Genomic DNA, 24,209 nt, shown 5'->3' on the forward strand with positions numbered 1-24,209 from the left:
CCCAGAGGACGCTCGCGTTCTCGGCTTACCTCACTTCGCCGCGGCCACGGCTCTCTTGGTCAGAACGCCGATCAGATGGGCGCGATAGTCGGCGCTGGCGTGAATGTCGCCATTGAGCCCCTTCGACGACAGGCTCACCCCATCGAGCGACTTGGCGTGGAAGCGCGACGACAGGGCTTCTTCCGCCTTGGTGTGGCGAAACACGCCGTCGGAGCCGGCTCCAGTGACGGCGACGCGTACCGAACTTCCCTTCTTGGCCACGAACACGCCGACCAGGGCGTAGCGCGAAGCGGGATTGGGGAACTTCTGGTAGGCAGCCTTGGCCGGAATGGGGAAGGAGATCTTGGTCACGATCTCGCCTTCCTCCAGCGCGGTGTCGAACAGGCCGGTGAAATATTCGTCGGCCGGAATCTTGCGCTTGTTGGTGATGATGGTGGCGTTGAGAGCCAGGGCGGCGGCCGGATAGTCGGCGGCGGGATCGTTGTTGGCAATCGAGCCGCCGATGGTGCCGCGCGAACGCACCGCCGGATCGCCGATCATGCCGGCAAGAGCGGCGAGCGCCGGGATGGCTTCGCCGACAGTGGCGCTGTCAGCCACCTCGCCATGAGTGGTGGTGGCCCCGATGATGAGGTTTCGGCCCTTCACCTCGATGCCGCTGAGGCCCTCGATCTTGGTGAGGTCGATCAGGGTGGTGGGGCTGGCGAGGCGCTGCTTCATGGTGGGCAGCAAGGTGTGCCCGCCAGCGAGCAGTTTGGCGTCCTCGGCCTTGGCGAGGGCGGCGACGGCTCCCCGGACGGAAGTCGGGCGCTGATAGGTGAACGGATACATGGGAGGCTCCCGGTTAGACTGGGGGGCGGGTCTTCAGACCCGCCTTGCTTGATCGGTTCGTGGTTCCAGGCGGGTCCAAAGACCCGCCTCCGTTTATTCCGCGGCTTTCTTGCCCTTGGCGGCGCGCTGGACGGCGTTCCACACGACCTGGGGGGAGGCCGGCATGGCAATGTCTTCGAGACCGATGGCGTCAGTGATGGCATTCATCACCGCTGGTGGTGCCGCGATCGCACCAGCCTCGCCGCAGCCCTTGATGCCCAGCGGGTTGGAGGGGCAGACTGTCTTGGTCATGCCGACATTGAAGGAGGGCAGGTCGTCGGCGCGCGGCATGCAATAATCCATGAAGGAAGCGGTCAGGAGCTGGCCGTCCTTGTCATAAACAGCACCTTCGAGCAGAGCCTGGCCGACGCCCTGGGCGATGCCGCCATGCACCTGGCCTTCGACGATCATCGGGTTGATCAGTTCGCCGAAATCGTCCACCGCCGTCCATTTGTCGATGGTGGTGACGCCGGTATCGGGATCGATCTCGACTTCGCAGATATGCACGCCCGCCGGGAAGGTGAAGTTGGTGGGATCGTAGAAGGCGCCTTCCTTCAGGCCGGGCTCGAGGTCCTGGCCGGAGAATTTATGGGCGATATAGGCCTGCAGCGCCACCTCGCCGAAGGCGAGACCCTTGTCGGTGCCGGCCACCGAGAAGCGCCCATCCTTGAACTCGATGTCGTCCTCCGACGCTTCCAGCACATAGGAGGCGACCTTCTTGCCCTTGGCGATGACCTTGTCGACCGCCTTGACGATGGCCGACATGCCGACCGCGCCGGAGCGCGAGCCGTAGGTACCCATGCCGAACTGCACCTTGTCGGTATCGCCATGCACGACGGCGACGGAGTCGATGGAAATGCCGAGCCGGTCGGAGACCAACTGGGCAAAGGTCGTCTCGTGGCCCTGGCCGTGGCTGTGCGAGCCCGTCAGCACCTCGACGGTGCCGATCGGATTGACGCGGATCTCCGCCGATTCCCACAGGCCGACGCCGGCGCCGAGCGAGCCGACGGCGGCCGAGGGCGCGATGCCGCAAGCCTCGATATAGGCCGAATAGCCCAGGCCCCTCAGCTTGCCGGCCCGCTCGGAGGCACGGCGGCGGGCGCCGAAACCCTTGACGTCGTGCAGCTCCATCGCCTTGTCGAGCGAGGCATTATAATCGCCGGCGTCATAGGTCATGATCACCGGAGTCTGGTGCGGGAAGGACTTCACGAAGTTCTTCTTGCGGAACTTGGCGGGATCGAGGCCGAGTTCGCGCGCCGCCACCTCGACCAGACGCTCGACCACGAAGGTCGCCTCCGGCCGCCCGGCGCCGCGATAGGCGTCGACGGGGGCGGTGTTGGTGTAGACGCCGTCGACCTCGGCATAAACAGCCGGAATATCGTACTGCCCCGACAACAGCGGCGCATAGAGATAGGTCGGCACACTGGAGGAGAAGGTCGACAGATAGGCGCCGAGATTGGCGATGGTGTGGACGCGCAGGCCGGTGATCTTGTTGTTCGCGTCGACGGCGAGTTCGGCGTGGGTGACGTGGTCGCGGCCATGGGCGTCGGCCAGGAAGGCCTCGGTGCGGTCTCCGGTCCATTTCACCGGCCGGCCGATGCGCTTGGCGGCCCACACGCACACCGTCTCCTCGGCATAGATGAAGATCTTGGAGCCGAAGCCGCCGCCGACGTCGGGGGCGATCACGCGCAGCTTGTGTTCGGGCGCAATGCCGATGAAGGCCGAGAGCACCAGGCGGGCGACATGCGGGTTCTGCGAGGTGGTGTAGAGCGTATAGGCCTCGGTGCCGGAATCGTAATCACCGAGCGCGGCACGCGGCTCGATGGCATTGGGCACCAGCCGGTTGTTGACGATGTCGAGCTTGGTGATGTGCTTGGCGGCCTTGAAGGCCGCGTCGGAGGCCGCCTTGTCGCCGAGGTGCCACTGGAACACCGTGTTGTTCTCGGCTTCGGCGTGGACCTGGGGCGCGCCTTTGGCCTGGGTCTTGGCGGTATCGGCGCTGGAAGGGAGTGCCTCATAGGTGACGTTGATGGCTTCGGCGCCGTCCTTGGCCTGGGCCAGGGTCTCGGCCAATACGACGGCGACGTGATCGCCGACATAGCGCACCTTGCCCTGCGCCAGGGCCGGATGGGCGCCGGCCTTCATCGGCGAGCCGTCCTTGGAGTGGATCATCCAGCCGCAGATCAGGCCGCCGATCTTGTCCTGCGCCAGATCCTCGCCGGTGAGGATCTCGATGATACCCGGCAGCTTGCGGGCCGCGCCGATGTCGATCGACTTGATCGCCGCATGGGCATGCGGCGAGCGCAGGAAATAGGCATGGGCCTGCCCCGGGCGATTGATGTCGCCGGTATAGTTGCCCTTGCCGGTAATGAAGCGGAAATCTTCCTTGCGGCGCACCGGTGCGCCCACGCCTGTGGCGTTCATAACATTCTCTCCCCATCAGGATTGGAATAATCCCCGGCAAACAAAGGCTTCGCCGAGAGAGTCGATGAAAAGCTCGAGGTTGGAGCGTCAGCCGATGGTGCCTATAGGCCGCCAAACTTGTTCGAGGTGACGCATCCCAGGAGAGAATAGGGTTATTCGGCCGCCTGTAGCGTTTCGCCTTCGGTCATCGCCTTGGCACCTGCCGCCACCGCCTTGACGATGTTGTGATAGCCCGTGCAGCGGCAGATATTGCCTTCGAGCTCATGGCGGATGGTGGTCTCGTCGAGATCGCCGCCGAGCCGGTCGACCATGGCAACCGAGGTCATGATCATGCCGGGCGTGCAGAAGCCGCATTGCAGGCCGTGATTGTCTCTGAAAGCTTCCTGCATCGGGTGGAGCTGGCCATTATTGGCGAGACCCTCGATGGTGGTCACTGAGCCGCCGCTGGCCTGAACGGCGAGGGTGGTGCAGGATTTGACGGCCTTGCCGTCGATATGCACCACGCAGGCACCACACTGGCTGGTATCGCAGCCGACATGGGTGCCGGTAAGCCTCAGATGCTCGCGCAGAAAATCGACAAGCAATGTACGTGGATCAATATCAGCCGTAATTTCCCGTCCATTGACGAGAAGCGAAACGGAAGCCATGGGGTCCTCCAACCGGTTCGCGATCTGTTGTCCTCTCTATGTTCGCCGTCATTCATTTGGCGGCCTGAACGGAAGACTCTCATATAGCAGATCGGAATAATTCCAGTCTGGACCCCCTCTTTTCGGTGGTCAAGTGACAAGCTTGAAAAGTTGAGGGCCGTTTTCACGGGGTTTTTCGCGATTTTTTCGATTTTTCGAACAAAGCAGGCGAACGGGCCCCTGCGACAAGAAAGCACGAGTGCGAAGTCCTTGCGATGCAGCATGGTACGCTGTGCTGCGAAGGGAACTGTGCGGCAAAAGCACAACACCCATCCGCAAATGACGTGTGCGACGCCCAGTTTGGAATTGGACACCACAATCATCTCGAAATTGTCGCAGAGTCCCACTATAAGCCCGGCAAGGATCTCACGAGTCAGCCTTATTTTGGAACCGCGTAACCCCAGAACATCCGAACTCCTTGCGGCTATCGCTTCGGCGGAAGGAGAGGACCGTATCTATTTCGGTGACCTGACGGCCGCCATGCGCAACCGCGCCTTCGGTATTCTGTTCCTATTGTTCGGCATACCGATCTGCCTGCCCATTCCCGGCCTTGCCACCGTTTGCGGTTTCATCATTACTTTGATCGCCGCACAGATGATCCTCGGCCGCGACAATCTATGGTTGCCGCAATTCCTGGCCCGCCGCAGTTTCGCCCGAAAGGATCTGCAGCGGCTCGTCACCAGGGCGGAGCCGTGGATCCAGTGGGTCGAGCGGTTCGCCACGCCTCGCCTGGCGCCTTTCGCCGATGCACGCTCGCGTCGTATCATCGGCATAGTCGGGTTTGTCCTGGGCCTGGCACTGCTTCCGGCCATTCCGGTCATCGGTGCTATCCCGCTCGGTATCCCGATCTGCATCCTCGGTCTCGGCTTGGTGGAGCGCGACGGCGCGGTGATCCTCGCCGGCTATGTCGCCACCAGCGTGGGCCTGCTGATCACGGCCGGCCTCGGCTATCTGATGTTCCAGGGCGCTCTGGCGGTCTTCTGATACCAGGAGCCATTGAAAGTGACTCTCGGTTTCTTCAGGCGATTTTCGCCAAATTTTTGATTTGGTGTTGAAAATCGTCAGGTGTTCAAGCCGCGGTAACTGCTCACCTCCTACCGTTGAGGGGCTGGACGACCTTAAGCAATTACCAGCCGAGAATGCGTCGGCATTTTCGAGGCTTTTGGTATGAGACTGGCGGTTCGGACAAGTCCTGTTTGAGGGCGGCGCAAACCCCGTAAGCAATTACGCTTCGATGAAGCGGATGCTGTCGCCCTGGCTGATCGGCCCGGGCTGCTCCACGGTGCCGTAAATGCCGATCTGGTTGGCGAACTGACGCGCGACCGTCTTCATGATGGCAGGCGTTCGCTGGGCCGTCTGAGGGTCGAGGGTGATCATCACGCAGCGGTCGATCGGCCGGTCGGTGCGCAGCCGGACCTCCTGATTGCCGATGGCGACCCGCTTGCCGAGCCAGTCGCGCTCCCAGGTCTTGGTATCCGTGGGTTCGACAAGGAGGTTGATGCGGAAACGCTGCAGATCGATGTCGTCGCCATGGGCCTGCGCCAGGCGCCCTGCCGTGGTCGTGCTGACCAGCGAGAGGACGGCGCTGTCGAAATGGCCCCGCCCGAGTTGCATCAGATGCACGGGCTCGCCGGCGGCCTCGCTCAACTCCCGGCACAAAGCAGGATCGTCGATGTCGTATTCGCCGCCTTTGGGCGAGGCCACGGTTAGCGCCGAGGCCTTGGGATCTTCCGGCTTGAGGTAGCGGGCGCGATAGCGCAGCAGATCCGGCAGATCCCGGCCAGTGAGGTAGGGGAAGCGGCCGCGGTCATTGGTTTTCACGAAGGCATATTGCCTGTCGCCCGCCAGGCCGTTCCAGCGCAGCTCCACCGTGTCGAGGGCATCGCTGCCCATGGATTTGACCGGAAAACGCTGGATCCGGCGGATGATGCCGATCGAACCGTCCTTGCTCATGTCTGCTCGGCTCATGTCTGCTCGCCGCCGGAGGTTGCGAAGGATCAGTGGATGGAGAGGCCGTGGGAATCCCATTGGTCGCGCGGCACGGCTTCGCCGATCCTGTAGTCCAGAGATATCACCTTCATGCGATCGGGTGTCGCTTCGCAGCTAAAGGAATATTGGTACCAGATCCCGCCGCTGCGGAAGGCGCCGCCATCGCCCTTGAGGGTGTCGCCCGTCACATGGGGATCCCCCAGCGCATAGGCGATGACGCTGTCGGGTTTGTAGGGCCGGGATTCGTGGCGCAGCCTTTCCATCAATTCAATGTCGCAGGCCTGCTGAAACCGATCGGCGGGAGCCAGTTTGGCGAGACCGGCTTCGGTCCGGTTGTTCTGGCGCGCTAGAGCAGGTGTCAGGGTAAGGGCGATCAGGGCGATCGAAAGCAGCGTCGATTTCATTCATCCAGTCCGGGCGGAGACAGGCCTATGCCGGATCGCATGAACGACCGGCACGGGCCCGGTATTGGCCATGATCCTCACCATGCATCGCGCGATCGGGCAAAGGCCCGGGAAGCGCGCTGCATTTGGAATGGAGGGGCCGGAACAACAAGCGTTTCGTGACCACGCTTCCTGTTCCAGGCGACCAGCCCCGGTGGCCGAGGTGGCCATTTCCATGGCGAGGAGGATCGGCCCAGGCGAAATGGGTTCGGTTTCAACCCAATTCAATCCCGCGCCGATTCAGGGAGCGCAACCTAACGCTTCATCCGCCCCTTGTCGATCCATGGCGGACCTGGATATCCGCATGGTGGCTGCGGTTCGATCCTACCGTCTGCGTGCCGAATCCACGCTGATCGATCCGGGGCCGGCGAAAACGAAATAGAGGAAGAGGAAGCAATAGAGGATGGCGGCGTCTCCGCCATTCAGCGCCGGGAAGAAGGATTTCGGTGCGTGGAACATGAAATAGGCCACCGCCATCTGCCCGGAAAGGATGAAGGCGACGGGGCGGGTGAACAGGCCGATCACGATGAGCAGACCGCCAAAGGCCTCGAGAATGCCGCCGAACCACATCAGGCTGAAGAGCGCGATCTCGCGATCGGGCGGGAGTGCCGGAAAACCGAACAGCTTCTGGGTGCCGTGCGCCAGGAAGATCAGGCCGGCGACGATGCGAACAAGGGAAAGGATGGTCGGCGCATAGGCCTGGAGGGTCGATTGCGTCGATGGTTGTGACATGCTGCTCCGTCCGTGGATGGCTAAAGCGTTTTGCTCTAGGGGAAGAGCAGCCTTAGGTCACCCGCTGGTGTCTTTCCAGCCCGCGCGACCGGCAAGGCGATCACGAACCATCACGTTCTTGTTTAACTTCATTCCAGACTTGACGGATTTTCCACGGCGTCCCGCTGTCTGGCCGTAGGACATGCGCCGATGCGTTATGGTTCAGGGCGTGTCGAGCACGCCTGTCTTGCCGATGATGTAGGGCGGTCTGGGAATGGCGATGTGGGCCGCCCGCAAGGCTGCCGACCAGCGTTCGCGCAAATCGTGGAAATAGGGCTCGCCCGGCTCGATGCGATGGCTGATCTCGGATTTGAGCGCGTCGCGCCGCACGGTGAGAATGTCGATCGGCATGCCGACGCCGAGATTGGAGCGCATGGTGGAGTCCATCGAGATCAGGCCGACCTTGAGGGCATCCGGCATTTCCGTCTCGTAGTTCACGGCGCGGTCGAGGATGGGCTTGCCATATTTGTGCTCGCCGATCTGCAGATAGGGCGTATCGACCGTAACCTCGATGAAATTGCCGGCAGAATAGATCATGAAGAGTCGCATCTTGCCGCCCTTGATCTGTCCGCCGAACAGGAAGGCCACGTCGAAGCGGCTGTTATGTTCCTCCAGGCTGCGGCCATCGGTGGCGTAGACGGCGCGGATGGCCCGGCCGATCAACTGAGCGGCCTTGAACATGCTGGGCATGCTCATCAATGTGTCGACGGCGCCGGTATCGGGATTTTCCAGGCCCTCCTGGATGTGGTCCAATACGGCCTGGCTAACGGACAGGTTGCCCGAGGTGCAAACCGCCAGCACGCGCTCGCCCGGCTCCTCGAACACGTGCAGCTTGCGGAATGTGGCGATGTTGTCGATGCCGGCATTGGTGCGCGTATCCGCGATCATCACCAGGCCCTCGCGAACCGAAATCCCGACGCAATAGGTCATCGACTGAACTCCCAAGCCGCCCGCCGGCGGTGCCCCCATGCGAACCCGAACCCCAGGCTGCAGCGATCTTCCCATAGAGCAAGATTCGTTTGCCGCCTACGGGCGCAACGTCGGTCGAGACAGCGGCAAAAGGCGGCAGGGCAACCTTTTAGTGCTTCGGCGCGGAACGCAGGCTCGAATAGACCATGCGCAGGACCAGCACCAGCGTGGTCAGCACGATCAGGATGACGGAGATCGCGGCGATGGCCGGATCGATGTTGTCGCGTACGCCGCTCCACATCAGCCGGGGCAGGGTGATGGCGTTCACGCTGGTGATGAAGAGGGTGACGCCGATTTCCTCCCAGGACAGCACGAAGGAGAGCATAGCCGCCGTCAGCAGCCCGAACTTGATGTTGGGCAGGATGATCCTGGTGGCGCGCTGCCAGACGCTGGCGCCCATGCCGCGGGCGGCCAGATCGATGCGCCGGTCGACCTGGCTGAGCGAGACCAGGATCAGCACCACGCAGAAGGGGACGATCATCACCACATGGGCCAGCACGACGCCGAGCCAGGTATCGAAACCGATGGCGGAGCTGACCTGGGACAGTCCCGTGAGCAGGAAATAGAGCGTCATCGCCGAAACGACCGGCGGCACGATCATCGGCAGCAGCACGAAGCCGACAAGGGCCGCGCTGAAGCGGGGGCGGAACATCCAGATGCCGACGCAGAACAAGGTCGCCAGCGTGGTAGCAAGCGCCGACGAGACCACGCCGATGCGGATGCTGAGCAGGATGGCATTGGCCCAGTCCGGATTGGTGAAGAGCGTACGGTAATGGGTCAGGGCATAATTACCGTTGGGCATCGACAGATAGCGGGCCGCCGTGAACGACACCGGCACCACGGCCAGCAGTGGCAGCAGCAGGAAAATGGCGACGAGGGCGGCCGCGGTGAGCGCGATCAGGCCGGGGCGGTGCGACGTCATTTGGACACTCCCGTATCGCCGAGGCGGGCATAGCGGAACAGCAGGCCCATCAGCACCGCCACGATCACCACCAGCGTGACGCTGATCGCCGCGCCCAGGCCCCAGTCCGGGCTCTGGAACATGCGCAGATAGATGAGTTCGGCCACCATCACGCTGCGGCCGCCGCCGAGAATGGCGGGTGTGACGAAGAAGCCGAGGGCGAACACGAAGACGATGAGCGTGGCGCCGATGATGCCGGAAAAGGTCATCGGCACGAAAACGGACCAGAAGATGCGCATCGAACCGGCTCCCATGCCGCGTGCCGCGAGGAAGACGCGCTCATCCAGGCTGCGCATGGCCGAGGCCAGCGGAAACACGGCGAAGGGAATAAGAAAATGCGACATGCCGATGATGACGCCGAATTCGTTGCGCACCAGCGTCAGCGGCTCCGAGATGAAGCCCAGACTCTGGAGCCAGCTGTTGACCAGGCCGCGATTGGACAGCAAAGCGAGCCAGCCGAAAGCGCGGGTCAGCACCGAGATCCAGAAGGGGATGAGGATGCACAGTTCCGCCAGGCGCTGCTGCATCGGCGTACCGCGCACCCAGACATAGGCGATCATGTAGGCGGCGATGACGGTGATTACCGTCACCATGGCGCAGATACGGAAGGTGCGCAGGAAGACCGAGAGCACCAAGGGATCGCCGGCAAGCCTTTGATATTGCGTCAATCCCGGTTCGGGCAGCGTGATGCTCCATTGGGCCACGCCAAGGAAGGGAATGAGATAGACCAACGTCAGGAACGCCAGAAGCGGTCCTGCCAGAACCAGGAATGAGAGCGAAGACAAAGGCTTGTGCATGAAAGCTCTCGCATGTCTTCACTGCCCGGGCTTGGGTCCTGCCCGGGCAGTGGATGAAAGGTCAGGCCGAAATGATCTTGGTGTAGGCATCCAGCGCCGCGCCGTAATTTTCGGCATACCAGTTCATGTCGAGCGCCACCTGCTTGCCGATATTGACCGGATCGACCGGGTTGAGGCGCTTCTGATCGGCGGGGATGAGGGCGTCGGTCGCCGGATTGGCGGGGCCCTGTCCGAGCATGTCGAACATCACCAGCTGCTTCTTGGGATCCTGCGCGCTGGCGATGAACTTCATCGCATTGTCCTTGCCGCCGGGGTTGTTCTTGATCACCGCCATGGCACCAGGCGAGATCAGGCCCTGGTCCCAAATGAACTTGACCTGCCCGCCGGAATCCTTTTCCAGGATGGAGGCGCGGGTCGACCAGATCAGGGCCATCGAAGCATCGCCGCTCAGCAGCACCTGCTGGCTCTCGGCGCCGCCACCCCAATAGGACACGATGTTTTCCTTGAAGGCGGCCAGCTTGTCGTGCGCGCGCTTGAGGTCGAGAGGGTAGAGCTTCTCGGGTGCGACGCCGTCACCCAGCAAGAGCGCCTCCCACATGCCGGCGCCCCATTTGTAGAGCGAACGCTTGCCCGGGAATTTCTGCACGTCGAAGAAATCGGCCATGCCGGTCGGGGCCTTGTCGCCATATTTGGAGGCGTCATAGGCGATGATATAGGAGAAGAAATAGGTCGAGGAGGCATGCTCCCAGCCAAAGCCAGGCCGGAACTTGGACTTGTCGACCACATTATAGTCGATGGGCTCGAGCATGCCCTGCTTGCCCAGGGAAATGGCGGAGAACGGGTCGGCGTCCACGATGTCCCAGGTCGGCTTGCCGCTCTTGGACTGGGCGATGATGCCGCCCTCGGTCGGGCCGCTGCCATCCTCCTTTACGGTGATACCGGTATCCTTGAGAAAGGACTGGCCATAGGCGGCATCGTAGGCCTTGATTGCGTCACCGCCCCAGTTGACCAGCACCAACTGGCCGCCATCGGCACGGGCCGGATCGGCGCGCAGGGCGAAGGGCGCGCCGGCAAGCACCATGGCGGCGAGCTGGGCGAAGCGCCGGCGGCTGATCTGGCCGGCTTCGACCTTCGAGGCGAGGATTTCGAGACAGTCTTTCTGGAAGGCTTCATTCATAGCCGATGTTCCCCTGTTGGGTCTCTGAAGGCGGATGGTGGGAATTATGCTTTAATTGCTTGTTCTTGTTGGATTTACCGTCGGATAGAACTGGGGCTCAGGCCTCTTCGGGCAACAGGAAGCCCTTGCTCTTCGGCCAGGTAAGCCAAAGGTCCGGCCCGTTCGCCAGGGCTTGTGTCGCCTTGTCCGTCGGCAGGGTCAGGCTGACCGGCGTGCCGCTCCTGGTCGCAAGGGACAGTTTGGTGGCGGAGCCGAGATAGGTCGAAGCCGTCACGGTGCCGGCCAGGCAATTGACGGCGTCCGCCTGAGGGGTCACCGAGATATCCATATGCTCCGGGCGGATGGCCAGGATGCCGGTCTTGCCGACATGGGTCTGGGACGGCACGTCGAGCAGGACTCCATCGCAGGAGCCGCGGGCGTTGCCGGCTTCCCGCTGGACGTCGTGCAGCGGCAGGAGGTTGATGTCGCCCAGGAATTCCGAGACGAAACGGTTGGTCGGCTTCTCATAGACCTCTTGCGGCGTGCCGACCTGCAGGAGTTGGCCATGGTTGAAGATTGCCACATGCGAGGAGAGTGCCATCGCCTCGCTCTGGTCATGCGTGACGAAGATGAAGGTGGTGCCGAGTTCCTCGTGCAGGCGCTTGACCTCGTCCTGCATCGAGTTGCGCATGTTCTTGTCGAGGGCGGAGAAGGGCTCGTCGAGCAGGAGCACAGGCGGCTCGAACACCAGCGCCCGCGCCAGTGCCACGCGCTGCTGCTGGCCGCCGGAAAGCTTGGAGGGAAGCTTGTGGCCATGGCCGGAGAGGCCGACGCGGGTCACCATCTCGCCGACGCGGCGGCGGATCTCGTCGCCGGGCATCTTCCGGATATGCAGCGGGAAGGCGATGTTCTGTTCCACCGTCATGTGCGGGAAGAGCGCATAGCCCTGGAACACCATGCCAAAGGCGCGCTCTTCGGCGGAGAGAGTGGTGATATCGGTCCCGTCGCGGGTGAGGCGACCGACGGTGGGCTTTTCGAAACCGGCGAGGATCATCAGGAAGGTGGTCTTGCCGGAGCCCGATGGCCCGAGCAGGGTGAGGAACTCGCCGCGGGCAATGGTGAGCGAAACGTCCTTGAGCGCCGCGAACTTGCCGAATGTCTTGCCGATGCCTTGGGCCCGGATCTCGGCAGCGTGTTCGATGCTCGAATGACCGGCTGCCTTGCCGGCCGCTACCCCGCCGCTTTGCGCCATGCATATCCTCCCGGAAAACCGTTCAAAGCCTAAGCGTGATTATCGTTCACGACAATTGAATGTTGTTGCCTCTGGGGAAAAATTTGATTCACCCCAACGGGTAGCCCGCTACAGGCGCTCAAGCATAATTGGAACGATGCGTCGAGCTGGTCTGCGCCAAAGCCGACTTCAACCAATCCGCGAAGGCCTGCGACACGGCATGGCCGGCCTTAGCATGCTCCATCACCAGGAAATAGGAGCGGGGGGACTTGATGGCGAGGTCGAAGGGGCGGACCAACTGGCCGGCCTTCATGGCGGTGTTGCAGGTCAACTCGTCTCCCATGGCGATGCCTTGGCCGGCGGTGGCCGCGGCGAAGACGAGATTCATGTCGGAGAAGATCATGCCGCATTCGGCATTGGGATTCTCGACATTGGCGAGCGCCAGCCAGCGCGTCCAATCGTCGAAGTCGCCCAGGTGAAGCAGCGGCGCCCTCAGCACGTCCGAGGGCTCGTTGAGACCACCGACCTTGTTGAGCAAAGCGGGACTGCACAACGGTGTGAACTGCACTTCGCACAGCAGTTCGACGGCCCGGTTGGGCCAGTTGCCATCACCGAAGGTGATGAAGAGGTCGACATCGGGATTGGAGACGTCGTCGAGCCGCCGCGGCGTCACCACGCGCAATGACACGTCGGGGTACATCTCCTGGAATTCCGCGATATGGGTGCACAGCCACAGCGATGCGAAACCAGGGGTGCAGCTCACCTGCAGCGTGCCGGCGACGCCCCTGCCGCCATATTGTAGCGAGGCGTCGCCGATCACCGTGAGCGCCTTGCGCACTTCGTTGGCATAGTGGCGCCCGCGCGCGGTCAGCATTACGCCCTTGCCGTTGCGCTCCAGGAGATCGAAGCCTAGATCGCGCTCGAGCAAACGCAATTGATGGCTGACGGCGCTGCGCGTGAGAAAGAGTTCTTCGGCGGCGCGCCAGACACTGCCGTGGCGCGCGAAGCTGTCGAGGGCGCGCAGGGCTTGGGTGGAGGGAATACGCAAAGGAGGCTCCGGAAATCTCGCGCCCTGGGTGGGTATCGAATTGGTGAATGGAATTTGCTCAAACAAGCAAAACTTATCACTTTTTGATAGCGTTGTTCACCGCTTATCCTCCATGGCAATCAGGGAGGTGGAATGTGACCAGTTCAGCTCAGCAAACGGCGCTCGCGCATGTCGATGCCATCGCCGGTGATCTGTCGACCTGGACGCGCACCATCTTCGACCTCGGCGAGACGGCCTGGCGCGAATACGAATCCGCGCGCTGGTATGTCGATCTCCTGCGCCGGCATGGCTTTACCGTCGAGGAAGGTTCGGCCGGCATGCCGACGGCCTTCTGTGCGCACTGGACCAGCAAACCGGGCGGGCCTGTTATCGGCATGTATGCCGAATATGACGCGGTGCCTGGCAATTGTCAGGATGCGGCCACCGTCAAGCGCCCGCGCCCGGGCCTCAGCGAGCACGCCGGCGGCCACACCGACCCCCATTCGGCGCTGGGCACCTCCAGCCTTGGCGGCCTGCTCGCCACCAAACAGGCGATGGAGCGCCACGGCCTCGCCGGCACGCTGCGCTTCACTGGCGAACCGGCCGAGAAGGTGAGGGGATCCAAGCCCCTCCATGCCGCCAAGGGCTATTATGACGGCCTCGACGGCATGCTCTCCTTCCATCCCTTCTACATGCTGCCGATGTGCAACACGGTGCGTTGGGATACCCATTGCGGCGCCGCCTATTCGATGATCTACCGCTTTGTCTGCGACGAGCCGGAAGCCTGGAACCGGGCGGCGGGAGCACCGATCCCGCAATCGCATTCCGCCGTGCGCGCGCCCGGCGCCAATGACGCGCTGATGATGATGTACATGGCCTCCAAGGCCCTGCGCGATTCCATGCTGACCCATCAGGGCGGCTGGTCGATCAGCGAGGCGATCCTGACGGCCGGCCAGGCGACGGCGGACAATCTCCCCGCGGGCCTCGCCGAGATCCAGTACATGATGCGCATGCCCACCCTCGACATGGCCGAGCAGGCGACTGCCATGCTCGACCGCAATGCGGAGATGGCGGCAAAGATGACCGGCTGCCGTTACGAGCGCCACTGGGTGTGCAAGTCGCGCCCGGGCCTGGCCAACCATGCCATCGCCAACGTGGTGTGGGACGCGATGTCAACGGTTGGAGCGCCGCATTGGGGCGAGGAAGCCTGCCGGCTCGCCCGCGAGATCCAGGTCAATCTTGGCCTGGAGCCGATGGAAAAGCCCTTCCTGGCCGAATGCGAGCGTTTGATCGCCCCGCAGGAAGCCGAGGCGATCCTGCGGCGGGATCTGCCGCCCTCGCAGCTCAACTCGACCTCGGACGACTATACCGACATGAGCTGGCATGCCCCGACGGCGCGCTTCTACGTGGCCCGGCCGGCCCTCAGGGCGCCGGAGGGCTACACCTATCCGGGCTGGGTGATGAATGCGCTGGGCGGCATGCCTGCCACCATCGATCCGATGGTGACGACCGCTGCCAAGACGATCGCGCTCTCGGCCCTTCGTCTGATCGAGGACGGGGAGGCGCGCGCCGCCGCCCGTCGCGAATTCGAGGAACGTACCGGAGGCGGCGTCGGCGGCTCCAATTGGATCCCACCGCTGGCCGATTATCCGCCGCCGATCGGCTTTCGCTGGCCTGAATATGTCACCACCGTTCGCGGGCGCGAATGGTGGATCCCCACCTGATGAAAAGAGAAACGATCATGAACCGCATAGAACAGATCCATGTCGACGACGCCTTCACCCTGCGTCGCAGGAATCTCGCCGGCGGCACCAAGCCGCTCAAGCATTGGGGCTTTCGCAACGAGACCGACCGCCTGACCGACGTTCTGCTCGGCTCTCCGGCCTATCTCCGGCATATGGCGACCAGTTCCTTGTCGCGCAAGCATCTGCGCGAGGCGCCCTGCAACATCCAGACGGCGCAGGCCCAGCACAAGGAACTCGCCTCGGCCTATGAGCATTTCGGCGTCAACATTCACTGGCTGGAGCCGGAAGTCGAATTGCCGATGCAGGTCTACACGCGCGATTCCAGCGTAATGACCCCCTATGGCGTCGTCATCACCGCCATGGCCAATTGGTGGCGCCGGGGCGAGAACTATGCCGCCATCCGGGCCTATGAGAAGATGGGCATTCCGATCTACGACATGGTGACGGCTGGCACCTTCGAGGGCGGCGATTTCAACGTGATCGAGGAAGGTTGCGTGCTGATCGGCTGCGGTGGAGCCCGCACCCAGGAGGAGGGCGCCCGCCAGGTTGCCGAGTGGTTCGAAAAGGAAGGCTGGGAAACCCGGCTTGCCTTCATCGACGAATATTACGTTCATATCGACCTGATGGTGGTGCCGATCGCCCCGAAGCTGACGGCGGTATGCCTGGCTTGCACCGAGCCCGGTATCGTCGACTGGCTGAAGGCCAAGGGCCACGAGATCATCGACGTACCGTTCCAGGACACCATGGCGCTCGGCTGCAACTTCATGTCGCTCGGCAATGACCGGATCATCGCGCCCACCGCGAGCAAGAGCCTGATCGGCCAGCTCAAGGCACGCGGATTCGAGGTTGCGGCCGTCGACACCGGCGAGATATCCAAGACGGGCGGCGGCATTCATTGCATGGCGCAGGCTCTGCGCCGCGCGGCCTGAGCGCTCACGGCGAAAAGTAATGGGGTAAGGCGATGATCGCGCAGGAAAACGGGCTGCCGGCGGACTTTCTGTCCGATCTCGCCTCCATCGTCGCTGCCACGAATATCCGTACCGACGCGGCGATCGCCGAGCTCGACCCAGGCGAAGAGCCGGATAATCTCGGCGCCTCAGCCGTCGTCTCGCCGGCGACGCCCGGGGAAGTCGCTGCGATCGTCAGGCTTTGCCTGCGCGACGGCGTCTCGATCGTGCCGCAAGGTGGTCGCACCGGTCTCGTCGGCGGCGGTATCTCGACGGCGGGACAGGTCGTCGTATCGACACGCCGCTTGAACCGGATCGAGCGGCTCGACGCCGATGAGCGCGTGGCGGTGGTGGAGGCCGGCTGCACACTTCAGGCTCTGCAGGAGGCAGCACTCGTCCATCATCTCGAACCCGGCATCGACCTCCCGGCACGGGGGTCGGCCAGCATCGGCGGCATGATCTCCACGAATGCCGGGGGCATCATGGCCTTCCGCAATGGTGTGACGCGCCATCGCATCCTCGGCCTGGAAGCGGTGCTGCCGGATGGGTCTGTTTATTCCGATCTCACCCGGGTGGTGAAGAATTCCGCCGGATACGATCTCAAGCATCTATTGATCGGGGCCGAGGGAACGCTCGGCATCGTCACAAAGGTGGCAATCAAACTGGACGCCGTACCGAAAGCCCATGCCGTCGCCCTGTTCGGTTTCGGCTCGGTGCCCGCGGCACTTGCCGCCATCCGGCGCGCCCTCGACGCGCGGGTCGGCGAATTGCGCGCGGCCGAGGCGATGTGGGCCGATTACTTCCGTTATGCCGCCCGCCATTTCGGTTGGTCGGCGCCCGACTTTTCCTTCGACCACCAGATCTATCTCATCCTTTCCCTGGGCGGTGCCGACGAAGCGGCACTGCAGGAAGAACTGGCGGCGATCTATGAGGAATTGCTGGACGTCCATCCCGAGACCAGCGCCGTCTTGGCGAGTTCGCTGGCGCAGGAGCAGGCGATCTGGCGGCTGCGCGAGGAATCCGCAGTCCTCTATGTCGATTATCCCAACTCGCCGAGTTTCGACGTCTCGCTGCCCTTGTCACAGGTGGACGACTATGTCCGCGCCAGTGTTGCCGGCCTGGCGGGCGTCTCGCCAGGGCTCGCTCCCTTTGTCTTCGGCCATCTGGGCGACGGCAATCTGCACATCATGCTCAACCGGGCGGCGGATGCGCTGACGCCCGACGATATCGCCGGCGTGGAGGCCGTGCTTTATGGCGGCATCCGCTTGCGTGGCGGTTCATTCTCGGCCGAGCACGGTGTCGGCTCCAAGCGTATCCATGCCCTCTACGCCACGGCCGATCCGGTCAAGCTGGCCTTGATGCGATCGGTCAAGGACCTGCTCGACCCCTCGGGTCTCATGAACCCCGGCAAGGTGCTCGCTTCCTGACACGCCGAAGATGTGCTGACGCCGATCTGACGCCTTGCCTATCTCGAGCTCAAGCTGGGTCGGATGACGATAGCGGGAGCTTGACGCTGGAAAAGTCGTCGGGACAGCACCATACCTCTCTCGACGCCAAGAAACTACTTTCCTGTCACGTCGATAGCATATTATGCTTACCTAATCCGAATAGGGCATTGCTTCCTTCGTGGAGAATATGCTCACTGTCGGGGCATTTTCTAAAGAAGGAGATCGAGCTTCCCGGGTGTAAACGCCCTTCTTTCGGAGGAGCTACGACACAAGGCAATGCTCGAACAGATACGGTGAAGCGAGGGTCGGTCGCGCAGGCGGGTGCGGCCAAATACCGGGTTCCGGTGACAGAGCATCGGCATACTTGGAGAGGACAATGTTCGTGATCTGGCCTGTCATCGTAGCGATGGCGCTAGGGGTTGTGTGCGGAACCTTCGTTCCCGTGCTGGCCTTCACGATCGTCGCCGTGGTCGCGTCTGTCGGCAGCGCCATCGTTATCTGGGTGGCCGGCTTCGGCCTTGGCGTGGCCTTGATCGACATGGTGGCGATCGCCGTAACCCTGCAGGTGGGCTATGTTGTCGGTATCCTCGCTTTGTTTGCCATCAGCAAGCTTGCGCCGAAATTGCGTCCGGGCGCAGTGCGCTACGAGCACGAACACGATTCCAGCCTGCCTTGACACTCCATCGACCCTGACACGGGCGGTCGGGTTTAAAACTCAGCTCTGTGACTGATGCTGCGCCTGCGGGCGCTCGCCCTTTTCAGCGATATCGACCGTCACCTCCAGGCTTTCGCCATCGCCGCCGTAATGGGCGCCCCGGACCGGCGCAGCGCCAAGATAGTCCAGGCCGACCGCGACACGGACATGGTGGACCGTCGGACAGACCGGCAGCGTCGGGTCGAAGCCGACCCAACCCAGACCTTCGACATAGGCCTCGGCCCAGGCATGGCTGGCGCTGCCTTGCTGCGCCTGAGGCTGCCACAGCAGCCCGCTGACATAGCGGGCCGGGATGCCGAGCGTGCGGGCGCAAGCGATGAAGAGATGGCTGACGTCCTGCGCGACGCCGTTGCCGGCGGCGAACGCCTCCACCAGGCCGGATGCCAGTCGTTTCGGATCGCGGCTGACGTCAATGCGCTTATGGATCGCTTGCATCAGGGCATGGCAGGCGGCAAGACCGCCCTCGGCCTCGCTTACGCTCTGGCGGGCGAACGCCTGGATCGAGACATCGGCACGGGTGAGATCGGTATCGCGCAGATAGAGGGAGACGGGGAAGCGCTCGACGACGCCGAGCAGCACACCGGCATTGTCATGGGTTTCCACCTCGCCCTCCACGCGCACCGTCAAGCTGTCGATGCTGCCGATCACCGCGAAGGCATGGCTGATATTGCCGAACGCATCCTCGGCCTGGCTCAATCTGACATCCTGGTCCACGTCGATGCGCCAGCGCACCACATGCTGGCCGTCATGCGAGCGTGGGGTCAGGCGAAGGGTCTGGATCACGGATTTGGCCGGCCGCTCGTAGCGATAGACGGTCTCGTGGGCGACGCAGATGCGCATGGTCCGTAACAGTCTCTCAGATCAGATATTGCTCGGCGATCGCCGCACTTAGATTGTTGTTGTCGGTGATGAAATCGGTGATGAAATCATGCAGCCCGGACTGGAAAACCTCGTCGATACTCAGATTTTGGAGGCGCGATTGGGTCACGCGCACCAGGCGCTGGGCCGGGCCCTGCCGGCCATAGACCTGTGCGAGTTGATCGAGATTCCCATTGAGGTTCTCATAGCATGAAGCGAGGGAACGTGGCATCTGCGTGTTCAGGATCAGAAGGTCGGCGACCAGCCACGGCTTGAGGCTTTCCTTGTAGACCCAGTGATAGGCGGTGAGGGCGGAGACGGCGCGCAGAATGGCCGTCCATTGGAAGTAATCGAGACTGCCGCCGACGCTTTCGGACGGTGGCAGCAGCACATGATATTTGACGTCGAGAATACGTGCCGTGTTGTCGGAGCGTTCCAGGAACAGGCCGAGGCGCGCGAAAGCGTAGGCATCGTTGCGCAGCATGGTGCGATAGGCCGAGCCGTCGAACATCAGGGAGACGCCCTTGACCCAGTCGAGGAAGCGGGAGACTTCCTCGCGGCTCATATGCGAAGGATTGTAGCGCTTGAGCTGGAGCCAGGAGTCGTTGATGGTCGACCACATCTCCGCGGTCAGCGCCGTGCGGACGCCGCGGGCATTGGTGCGTGCCATCTCGAAGCAGTTCCGGATCGAGGAGGGGTTCTCGGCGGAGAAGGCCAGGAACTCGGTGACCGTACGCTCATTGGCCTCCTCATAGGCGGCAAAGAAGGCTGGGCCGCATCCCGCCGTCTCTACCGCACTCTCCCATTCCGTGGTCAGGCCGCCATAGGAGGCCGGCAGGGAGGACAGCCGATAGGCCGCATCGAGGATGCGGGCGAGATATTCGGCCCGTTCGACATAGCGGGCCAGCCAGAACAGATTATCAGCGGTACGCGACAGCATGGCTCTTCGTCCGAACGGGAGGAGGCGGGAGGAGCGATAATAGACAATGCATGGCCTGCCTCATCGGTCCAGGATCCAAGTATCCTTGGTACCCCCGCCCTGGCTGGAATTGACCACCAGAGAACCTTCCTTCAAGGCCACCCGGGTCAGGCCGCCCGGCACGATGCGGATCTTGTCCGAGCCGGTGAGGACGAAGGGGCGAAGGTCGACATGGCGGGGGGCAATTCCCTCCTCGACATAACAGGGACAGGTCGAGAGCGCCAAGGTCGGCTGGGCGATATAGCCGAAGGGATGGGCCTTCAGCTTGGCGCGGAAATCGGCGATCTCGGCCTTGCTGGCATGCGGGCCGATCAGCATGCCATAGCCGCCTGATCCCGAGACCTCCTTGACCACCAGGCTTTCGAGATTGTCGAGCACATAGGCCAAGGCTTCGGGCTCGCGGCAGCGATGCGTCGGCACGTTCCGTAGGATCGGCTCCTCTCCGAGGAAGAAGCGCACGATGTCAGGCATATAGGAATAAACGGCCTTGTCGTCGGCGACGCCGGTGCCGACGGCATTGGTCAGCGTGACATTGCCGGCGCGGTAGGCGGTCATCAGGCCGGGAACGCCGAGAGCGGAGTCCGGGCGGAAGGCGAGGGGATCGAGGAAGTCGTCATCGATGCGCCGATAGATCACGTCGACCCGGCGGGGCCCCTCGGTGGTGCGCATATAGACGATCTCGTCCCGCACGAAGAGGTCGCCCCCCTCGACGATCTCGATGCCTAGGCGATCGGCCAGGAAGGAGTGCTCGTAATAGGCCGAGTTGTACATGCCGGGGGTAAGCAGCACCACGACCGGATCGCGCGAGGCCGAGCGCGGGGCGATCGAGCGCAACGTGGCGAGCAGTTCGTCCGTGTAGTTCTCGACCGGGGCGATGCGGTGGCGTGCCACCACTTCCGGGAACAGGCGCATGGTGACTTCGCGGTTCTCCAGCATGTAGGAGACGCCGGAGGGCGTGCGCGCATTGTCCTCGAGCACGTAGAATGTATCGGCGTCGACGCGCACGATGTCGATGCCGGCAATATGGACATAGACGTCGTGCGGTACGCTCTGGCCCGCCATTTCGGGGCGGAAGGCGGGATTGTTGAAGATCAGGTCTTCCGGCACCACGCCGGCGCGTACCACTTCGCGTTTGCCGTAGACGTCCTTGATATACATGTTGAGCGCGCGCACGCGCTGTTCGAGGCCTCGCTTGAGCGTCGCCCATTCCTGCGCCGCCAGGATGCGTGGGATGATGTCGAAGGGGATGAGGCGCTCGGCGCCGGCCTTATCGCCATAGACCGCGAAGGTGATGCCGATGCGCCTGAACAGCAGCTCGGCCTCATTGCGTCGATGGGTCAGTAATTCCTTTGGGGCCGTGGACAGCCACTGCGCGAGATCGGCGTAGGCGGGTCGAATGGAACCGTCGCTCAGTGTCATCTCATCGAACGCCGCCATGCATTCCCTCCAGATGTGCAATCTGGCGTTACATTGAGCGAGATCGTGCAAGGCGGCAAGCGGTCTGCGCATATCGATTGATGAGATCGTAAGCAGAATTGCGGATTTGCCTACCGCAAAGGCAACTTGCCTGCCGCACTGGCATCGTTTGCCTGAAATGGCGGCTGGAGCCTCCGGTGCGGTCGACCTATCAGGGGGCTGTCGGTTACCGGGGATTGACGAGTGAGGGCGGCAGGCGCAACACGGCGAGACCGCCAATAGCGATGAGAGCCGCCACGCAGTAGAGCGCAAGCGATGAGCTCTGAGTCGCATCGCGCATCCAGCCGATGAAATAGGGAGCGAGGAAGGCTGCGACATTGCCGAGCGAACTCACAAAGGCGATGCCGGCTGCCAGGACAGCCGCAGACATGAAGGCAGGCGGTAATTGCCAGAACAGGGGCAGGGAGGTGCTGGCGCCCATGCCGGCAAGCGTCAATCCGAGCATGGTCGATACCGGATTGCCGGGATCGAGGCCGACGATGGCAAGACCGCAGGCGGCCATCAGCAGCGGAATGCAAAGATGCCAGCGGCGCTCCCTGAACCGATCCGATGAAAGGCCGACGGCGAGCATGAAGACGCAGCCCGCCAGATAGGGCACAGCGCTGAGGAGCCCGATCCTTATGTCGCTGGTAATGCCGGCGCCATTGATCAAGGCCGGCGTCCAGAAGGCAATCGTGTTCACGGCAAGCATCACGGCGAAATAGATGCCGACCAGTTGCCAAACCCTGGGATCCCGAATGCATTGGGATAACGAGATATTCGCTGTCGGCTTCTGTTCGGCAGCGAGGGTTGCCATCAGGTGGTCCTTCTGTGGTTCGCTCAACCAAGAGGCATCACGCACGGTGTCCGGTAGGGCGGCGTAGACCACGAAGGCGAGCAGGATGACGGGCAGGCCTTCGAGCAGGAACATCCACTGCCAGCCGCGCAAGCCTGCAATGGTGTTGAAGCTTTCGAGAATGCTGCCCGAAATCGGGCCGCCGAGCAGACCGGCTGCCGGTACGGCGAGGGCAAAGAGCGCCGTGATCTGGCCGCGTCGGCGCTGCGGAAACCAGCGGTTGATGTAGACGAGAACCCCTGGGAAAAAGCCGGCCTCGGCGATGCCGAGAAGGAGACGCAGGCCGTAGAACTGCTGGGCGGAGGTCACCAGGAAGGTCGAGGCCGAGAGAACTCCCCAGACGAGCATGATGAGGGTGATCCCGCGCCGCGGGCCGAGCCTGTCCAGCATCAGATTGCTCGGCACGCCGAACAGGGCGTAGGCCACGAAGAACAGGCCGGCGCCCAGGCCATAGGCGGTGTTGCTGAAGCCGAGATCGGATGTCATCTGCAGCTTGGCGAAGCCGATATTGATGCGGTCGAGATGGGCGAAGACGTAGCACGCCAGCAGTAGGGGCATGATCCTCCACGCGGTGAACCGATGGATTGCGTTTCCAACTGCCTGGGTATCCAGATCGATCGCGAAATCACGCGCAGCGACATCCCCTTGCGCATAGCCCTGATTTGCCACGGCTTCCTCCTGTCGCCCTCGATTTGTCGCCTCGAAGCACTCATCATTGCCGAGAAGACCGAGTGGGGTTTTTAGATATTTAATATGTTAATTAATTAATGGATAATCCCATTCGTGCCCGATGGCAAGGGCATGGCATTCCGGCCTGGATCGCCGCGCCGCGCAGGCGTCTTCTGGATAGCCGGGTCAAGCCCGGCTATGCCAGTTCAAGGCGTTTCCTTCTTAAATTACCCGCATTACGCCTTCAGAGGCCGACCTCGTTGCTCATCAAGCGGGAAAGGTTCGCGACGAGTATGTCGATGGCGGCACGCACGCGCAGCGGCTGCAACGGGGAGCGTGGCCAAAGGGCATGCACATCGAAGACCAGGCCCGGATGTTCCGTCAGCACTCGGATCAACTCGCCCCTGCGTACACGGTCGGCCACCAGCCAACAGGGCATCCAGGCAAGGCCCGCTCCGGCCACCGCCGCATCGGCGACCGCGTCGAGGGCATCGAAGATGAAGCGGCTCCTAGGCATGATCTCGACGGAAGGCCCGCCTTGTACCGGAAATAGCCATGACCGTGGCTGGCCTGAACGGCCGTAGAGAATGGCGTGATGGTCGGCGATGGCGGCGAGGGTGAGGGGCGCGCCGTGCTCGCGCAGATAGGCAGGTGCGGCGCACACCGTCATGCGCTGCTGGGCGACACGGCGCGTGATCAGGTTCGCGTCGGATTCGAGGGCACCGTTGCGAATGGCGAGGTCATAGCCCTCCTCGATCAGATCGACGCGCCTGTCGTTGAAATTGAGCTCGAGTTCGAGAGCCGGATGCTGGGCCGCGAGCTTGAGCAGAAGCGGCGTGACGCAGGCACGTCCGAACAAGGCCGGCATGGTGACGCGCAGCCGGCCACTGACGTCGCGCCGGCCGCTGTCGAGCATGGCCTCGCCGTCGCGGATCTCGGCCAGCGCCCGCAGGCAGCGCTCATAGAAGACCTGGCCGTCCTCGGTCAGCGCCTGGCTGCGCGTGGTGCGATGGAACAGGCGGGCGCCCAGCCGTTCTTCGAGCCGGGCGATCGATTTGCCGACAGCCGATCGCGAGAGGTTGAGCCGTTGGGCAGCGGCAGCAAAGCCGCCGGCCTCCACCGCTTCGACGAAAACCGAGACACCCGTGAGACGATCCACCATTGCAAGAACGATCTTGTAGATAAAACAGAACCAATGAACGGAAATTATATCGCC

The 24,209-nt window shown here is 62.8% G+C and carries 23 protein-coding genes; 6 read left to right on the forward strand and 17 right to left on the reverse strand.

What is annotated here, in order from left to right; all coding sequences use genetic code 11:
- Positions 1 to 30: 30 nt before the first annotated feature.
- From AB4037_RS26340 to AB4037_RS26350, 3 genes are all read right to left on the reverse strand, one after another.
- Positions 31 to 828, reverse strand: coding sequence for an FAD binding domain-containing protein (locus AB4037_RS26340; protein WP_434956843.1), 798 nt, complete (start codon positions 826 to 828; stop codon positions 31 to 33).
- 93 nt (positions 829 to 921) lie between these two features.
- Positions 922 to 3,291: a xanthine dehydrogenase family protein molybdopterin-binding subunit gene (locus tag AB4037_RS26345; protein ID WP_441773482.1), complete on the reverse strand. Its 2,370-nt coding sequence runs from the start codon at positions 3,289 to 3,291 to the stop codon at positions 922 to 924.
- Positions 3,292 to 3,443: 152 nt separating this feature from the next.
- The gene (locus AB4037_RS26350; RefSeq protein ID WP_441773483.1) at positions 3,444 to 3,938 is read right to left on the reverse strand and encodes a (2Fe-2S)-binding protein; all 495 of its coding nucleotides are present in this window, start codon (positions 3,936 to 3,938) and stop codon (positions 3,444 to 3,446) included.
- A 423-nt stretch (positions 3,939 to 4,361) separates the two neighbouring features.
- On the opposite strand from AB4037_RS26350, the gene AB4037_RS26355 reads away from it, so the two are divergent.
- The gene (locus tag AB4037_RS26355) at positions 4,362 to 4,961 is read left to right on the forward strand and encodes an exopolysaccharide biosynthesis protein (protein WP_441773484.1); all 600 of its coding nucleotides are present in this window, start codon (positions 4,362 to 4,364) and stop codon (positions 4,959 to 4,961) included.
- A gap of 240 nt (positions 4,962 to 5,201) precedes the next feature.
- Here AB4037_RS26355 and AB4037_RS26360 read toward each other — a convergent pair whose 3' ends face one another.
- The 9 genes from AB4037_RS26360 to AB4037_RS26400 form a co-directional block, all read right to left on the reverse strand.
- Entirely contained in the window at positions 5,202 to 5,945 is a 744-nt protein-coding gene (locus AB4037_RS26360; protein WP_441773485.1) for an MOSC domain-containing protein, read from the reverse strand.
- A gap of 29 nt (positions 5,946 to 5,974) precedes the next feature.
- The gene (locus AB4037_RS26365; protein WP_434956838.1) at positions 5,975 to 6,370 is read right to left on the reverse strand and encodes a DUF930 domain-containing protein; all 396 of its coding nucleotides are present in this window, start codon (positions 6,368 to 6,370) and stop codon (positions 5,975 to 5,977) included.
- Positions 6,371 to 6,733: 363 nt separating this feature from the next.
- Positions 6,734 to 7,141, reverse strand: coding sequence for a DoxX family protein (locus AB4037_RS26370; RefSeq protein WP_441773486.1), 408 nt, complete (start codon positions 7,139 to 7,141; stop codon positions 6,734 to 6,736).
- 201 nt (positions 7,142 to 7,342) lie between these two features.
- A complete protein-coding gene (locus AB4037_RS26375) occupies positions 7,343 to 8,110 on the reverse strand; it encodes a peptidase (RefSeq protein ID WP_434956836.1) in 768 nt (255 codons plus the stop codon).
- A gap of 148 nt (positions 8,111 to 8,258) precedes the next feature.
- Positions 8,259 to 9,071, reverse strand: a complete 813-nt coding sequence (locus AB4037_RS26380; RefSeq protein ID WP_434956835.1) for an ABC transporter permease — start codon at positions 9,069 to 9,071, stop codon at positions 8,259 to 8,261.
- Complete coding sequence (locus AB4037_RS26385) at positions 9,068 to 9,907, reverse strand: ABC transporter permease (protein WP_434956834.1); 840 nt, start codon at positions 9,905 to 9,907, stop codon at positions 9,068 to 9,070. Before AB4037_RS26385 ends, AB4037_RS26380 begins: the two co-directional genes overlap by 4 nt.
- A 61-nt stretch (positions 9,908 to 9,968) precedes the next feature.
- Positions 9,969 to 11,084, reverse strand: a complete 1,116-nt coding sequence (locus AB4037_RS26390) for an ABC transporter substrate-binding protein (protein WP_441773487.1) — start codon at positions 11,082 to 11,084, stop codon at positions 9,969 to 9,971.
- Between the two features lie 97 nt (positions 11,085 to 11,181).
- The gene (locus AB4037_RS26395; RefSeq protein WP_441773488.1) at positions 11,182 to 12,315 is read right to left on the reverse strand and encodes an ABC transporter ATP-binding protein; all 1,134 of its coding nucleotides are present in this window, start codon (positions 12,313 to 12,315) and stop codon (positions 11,182 to 11,184) included.
- 118 nt (positions 12,316 to 12,433) lie between these two features.
- Positions 12,434 to 13,342 carry a LysR substrate-binding domain-containing protein gene (locus AB4037_RS26400; protein WP_434956831.1) on the reverse strand — a complete coding sequence of 303 codons (909 nt, stop codon included), beginning with the start codon at positions 13,340 to 13,342 and terminating at the stop codon, positions 12,434 to 12,436.
- Positions 13,343 to 13,476: 134 nt separating this feature from the next.
- Here AB4037_RS26400 and AB4037_RS26405 point away from each other — a divergent pair, with 134 nt between their 5' ends.
- From AB4037_RS26405 to AB4037_RS26420, 4 genes are all read left to right on the forward strand, one after another.
- The gene (locus AB4037_RS26405) at positions 13,477 to 15,045 is read left to right on the forward strand and encodes an amidohydrolase (protein WP_441773489.1); all 1,569 of its coding nucleotides are present in this window, start codon (positions 13,477 to 13,479) and stop codon (positions 15,043 to 15,045) included.
- Between the two features lie 17 nt (positions 15,046 to 15,062).
- The gene (locus AB4037_RS26410) at positions 15,063 to 15,995 is read left to right on the forward strand and encodes a dimethylarginine dimethylaminohydrolase family protein (protein WP_434956829.1); all 933 of its coding nucleotides are present in this window, start codon (positions 15,063 to 15,065) and stop codon (positions 15,993 to 15,995) included.
- 32 nt (positions 15,996 to 16,027) lie between these two features.
- The gene (locus AB4037_RS26415) at positions 16,028 to 17,440 is read left to right on the forward strand and encodes an FAD-binding oxidoreductase (RefSeq protein WP_441773490.1); all 1,413 of its coding nucleotides are present in this window, start codon (positions 16,028 to 16,030) and stop codon (positions 17,438 to 17,440) included.
- Positions 17,441 to 17,837: 397 nt separating this feature from the next.
- Positions 17,838 to 18,137, forward strand: coding sequence for a hypothetical protein (locus AB4037_RS26420; protein ID WP_441773491.1), 300 nt, complete (start codon positions 17,838 to 17,840; stop codon positions 18,135 to 18,137).
- Positions 18,138 to 18,176: 39 nt separating this feature from the next.
- On the opposite strand, the gene AB4037_RS26425 is transcribed toward AB4037_RS26420, so the two are convergent.
- The 4 genes from AB4037_RS26425 to AB4037_RS26440 form a co-directional block, all read right to left on the reverse strand.
- Positions 18,177 to 19,016, reverse strand: coding sequence for a transglutaminase family protein (locus AB4037_RS26425; protein WP_441773492.1), 840 nt, complete (start codon positions 19,014 to 19,016; stop codon positions 18,177 to 18,179).
- Positions 19,017 to 19,032: 16 nt separating this feature from the next.
- Positions 19,033 to 19,974, reverse strand: coding sequence for an alpha-E domain-containing protein (locus AB4037_RS26430; RefSeq protein ID WP_434956825.1), 942 nt, complete (start codon positions 19,972 to 19,974; stop codon positions 19,033 to 19,035).
- Between the two features lie 60 nt (positions 19,975 to 20,034).
- Entirely contained in the window at positions 20,035 to 21,450 is a 1,416-nt protein-coding gene (locus AB4037_RS26435; RefSeq protein WP_441773493.1) for a circularly permuted type 2 ATP-grasp protein, read from the reverse strand.
- Positions 21,451 to 21,655: 205 nt separating this feature from the next.
- A complete protein-coding gene (locus AB4037_RS26440) occupies positions 21,656 to 22,882 on the reverse strand; it encodes an MFS transporter (RefSeq protein ID WP_441773494.1) in 1,227 nt (408 codons plus the stop codon).
- A gap of 21 nt (positions 22,883 to 22,903) precedes the next feature.
- On the opposite strand from AB4037_RS26440, the gene AB4037_RS26445 reads away from it, so the two are divergent.
- Positions 22,904 to 23,068, forward strand: coding sequence for a hypothetical protein (locus AB4037_RS26445; protein WP_441773495.1), 165 nt, complete (start codon positions 22,904 to 22,906; stop codon positions 23,066 to 23,068).
- 169 nt (positions 23,069 to 23,237) lie between these two features.
- Here the strand turns inward: AB4037_RS26445 and AB4037_RS26450 are convergent, their stop codons facing one another.
- Positions 23,238 to 24,152, reverse strand: a complete 915-nt coding sequence (locus AB4037_RS26450) for a LysR family transcriptional regulator (RefSeq protein WP_441773506.1) — start codon at positions 24,150 to 24,152, stop codon at positions 23,238 to 23,240.
- Between the last annotated feature and the right edge of the window lie 57 nt (positions 24,153 to 24,209).

This window comes from Labrys sp. KB_33_2, from assembly GCF_052114505.1.
In the GTDB taxonomy this organism is placed as follows: domain Bacteria; phylum Pseudomonadota; class Alphaproteobacteria; order Rhizobiales; family Labraceae; genus Labrys.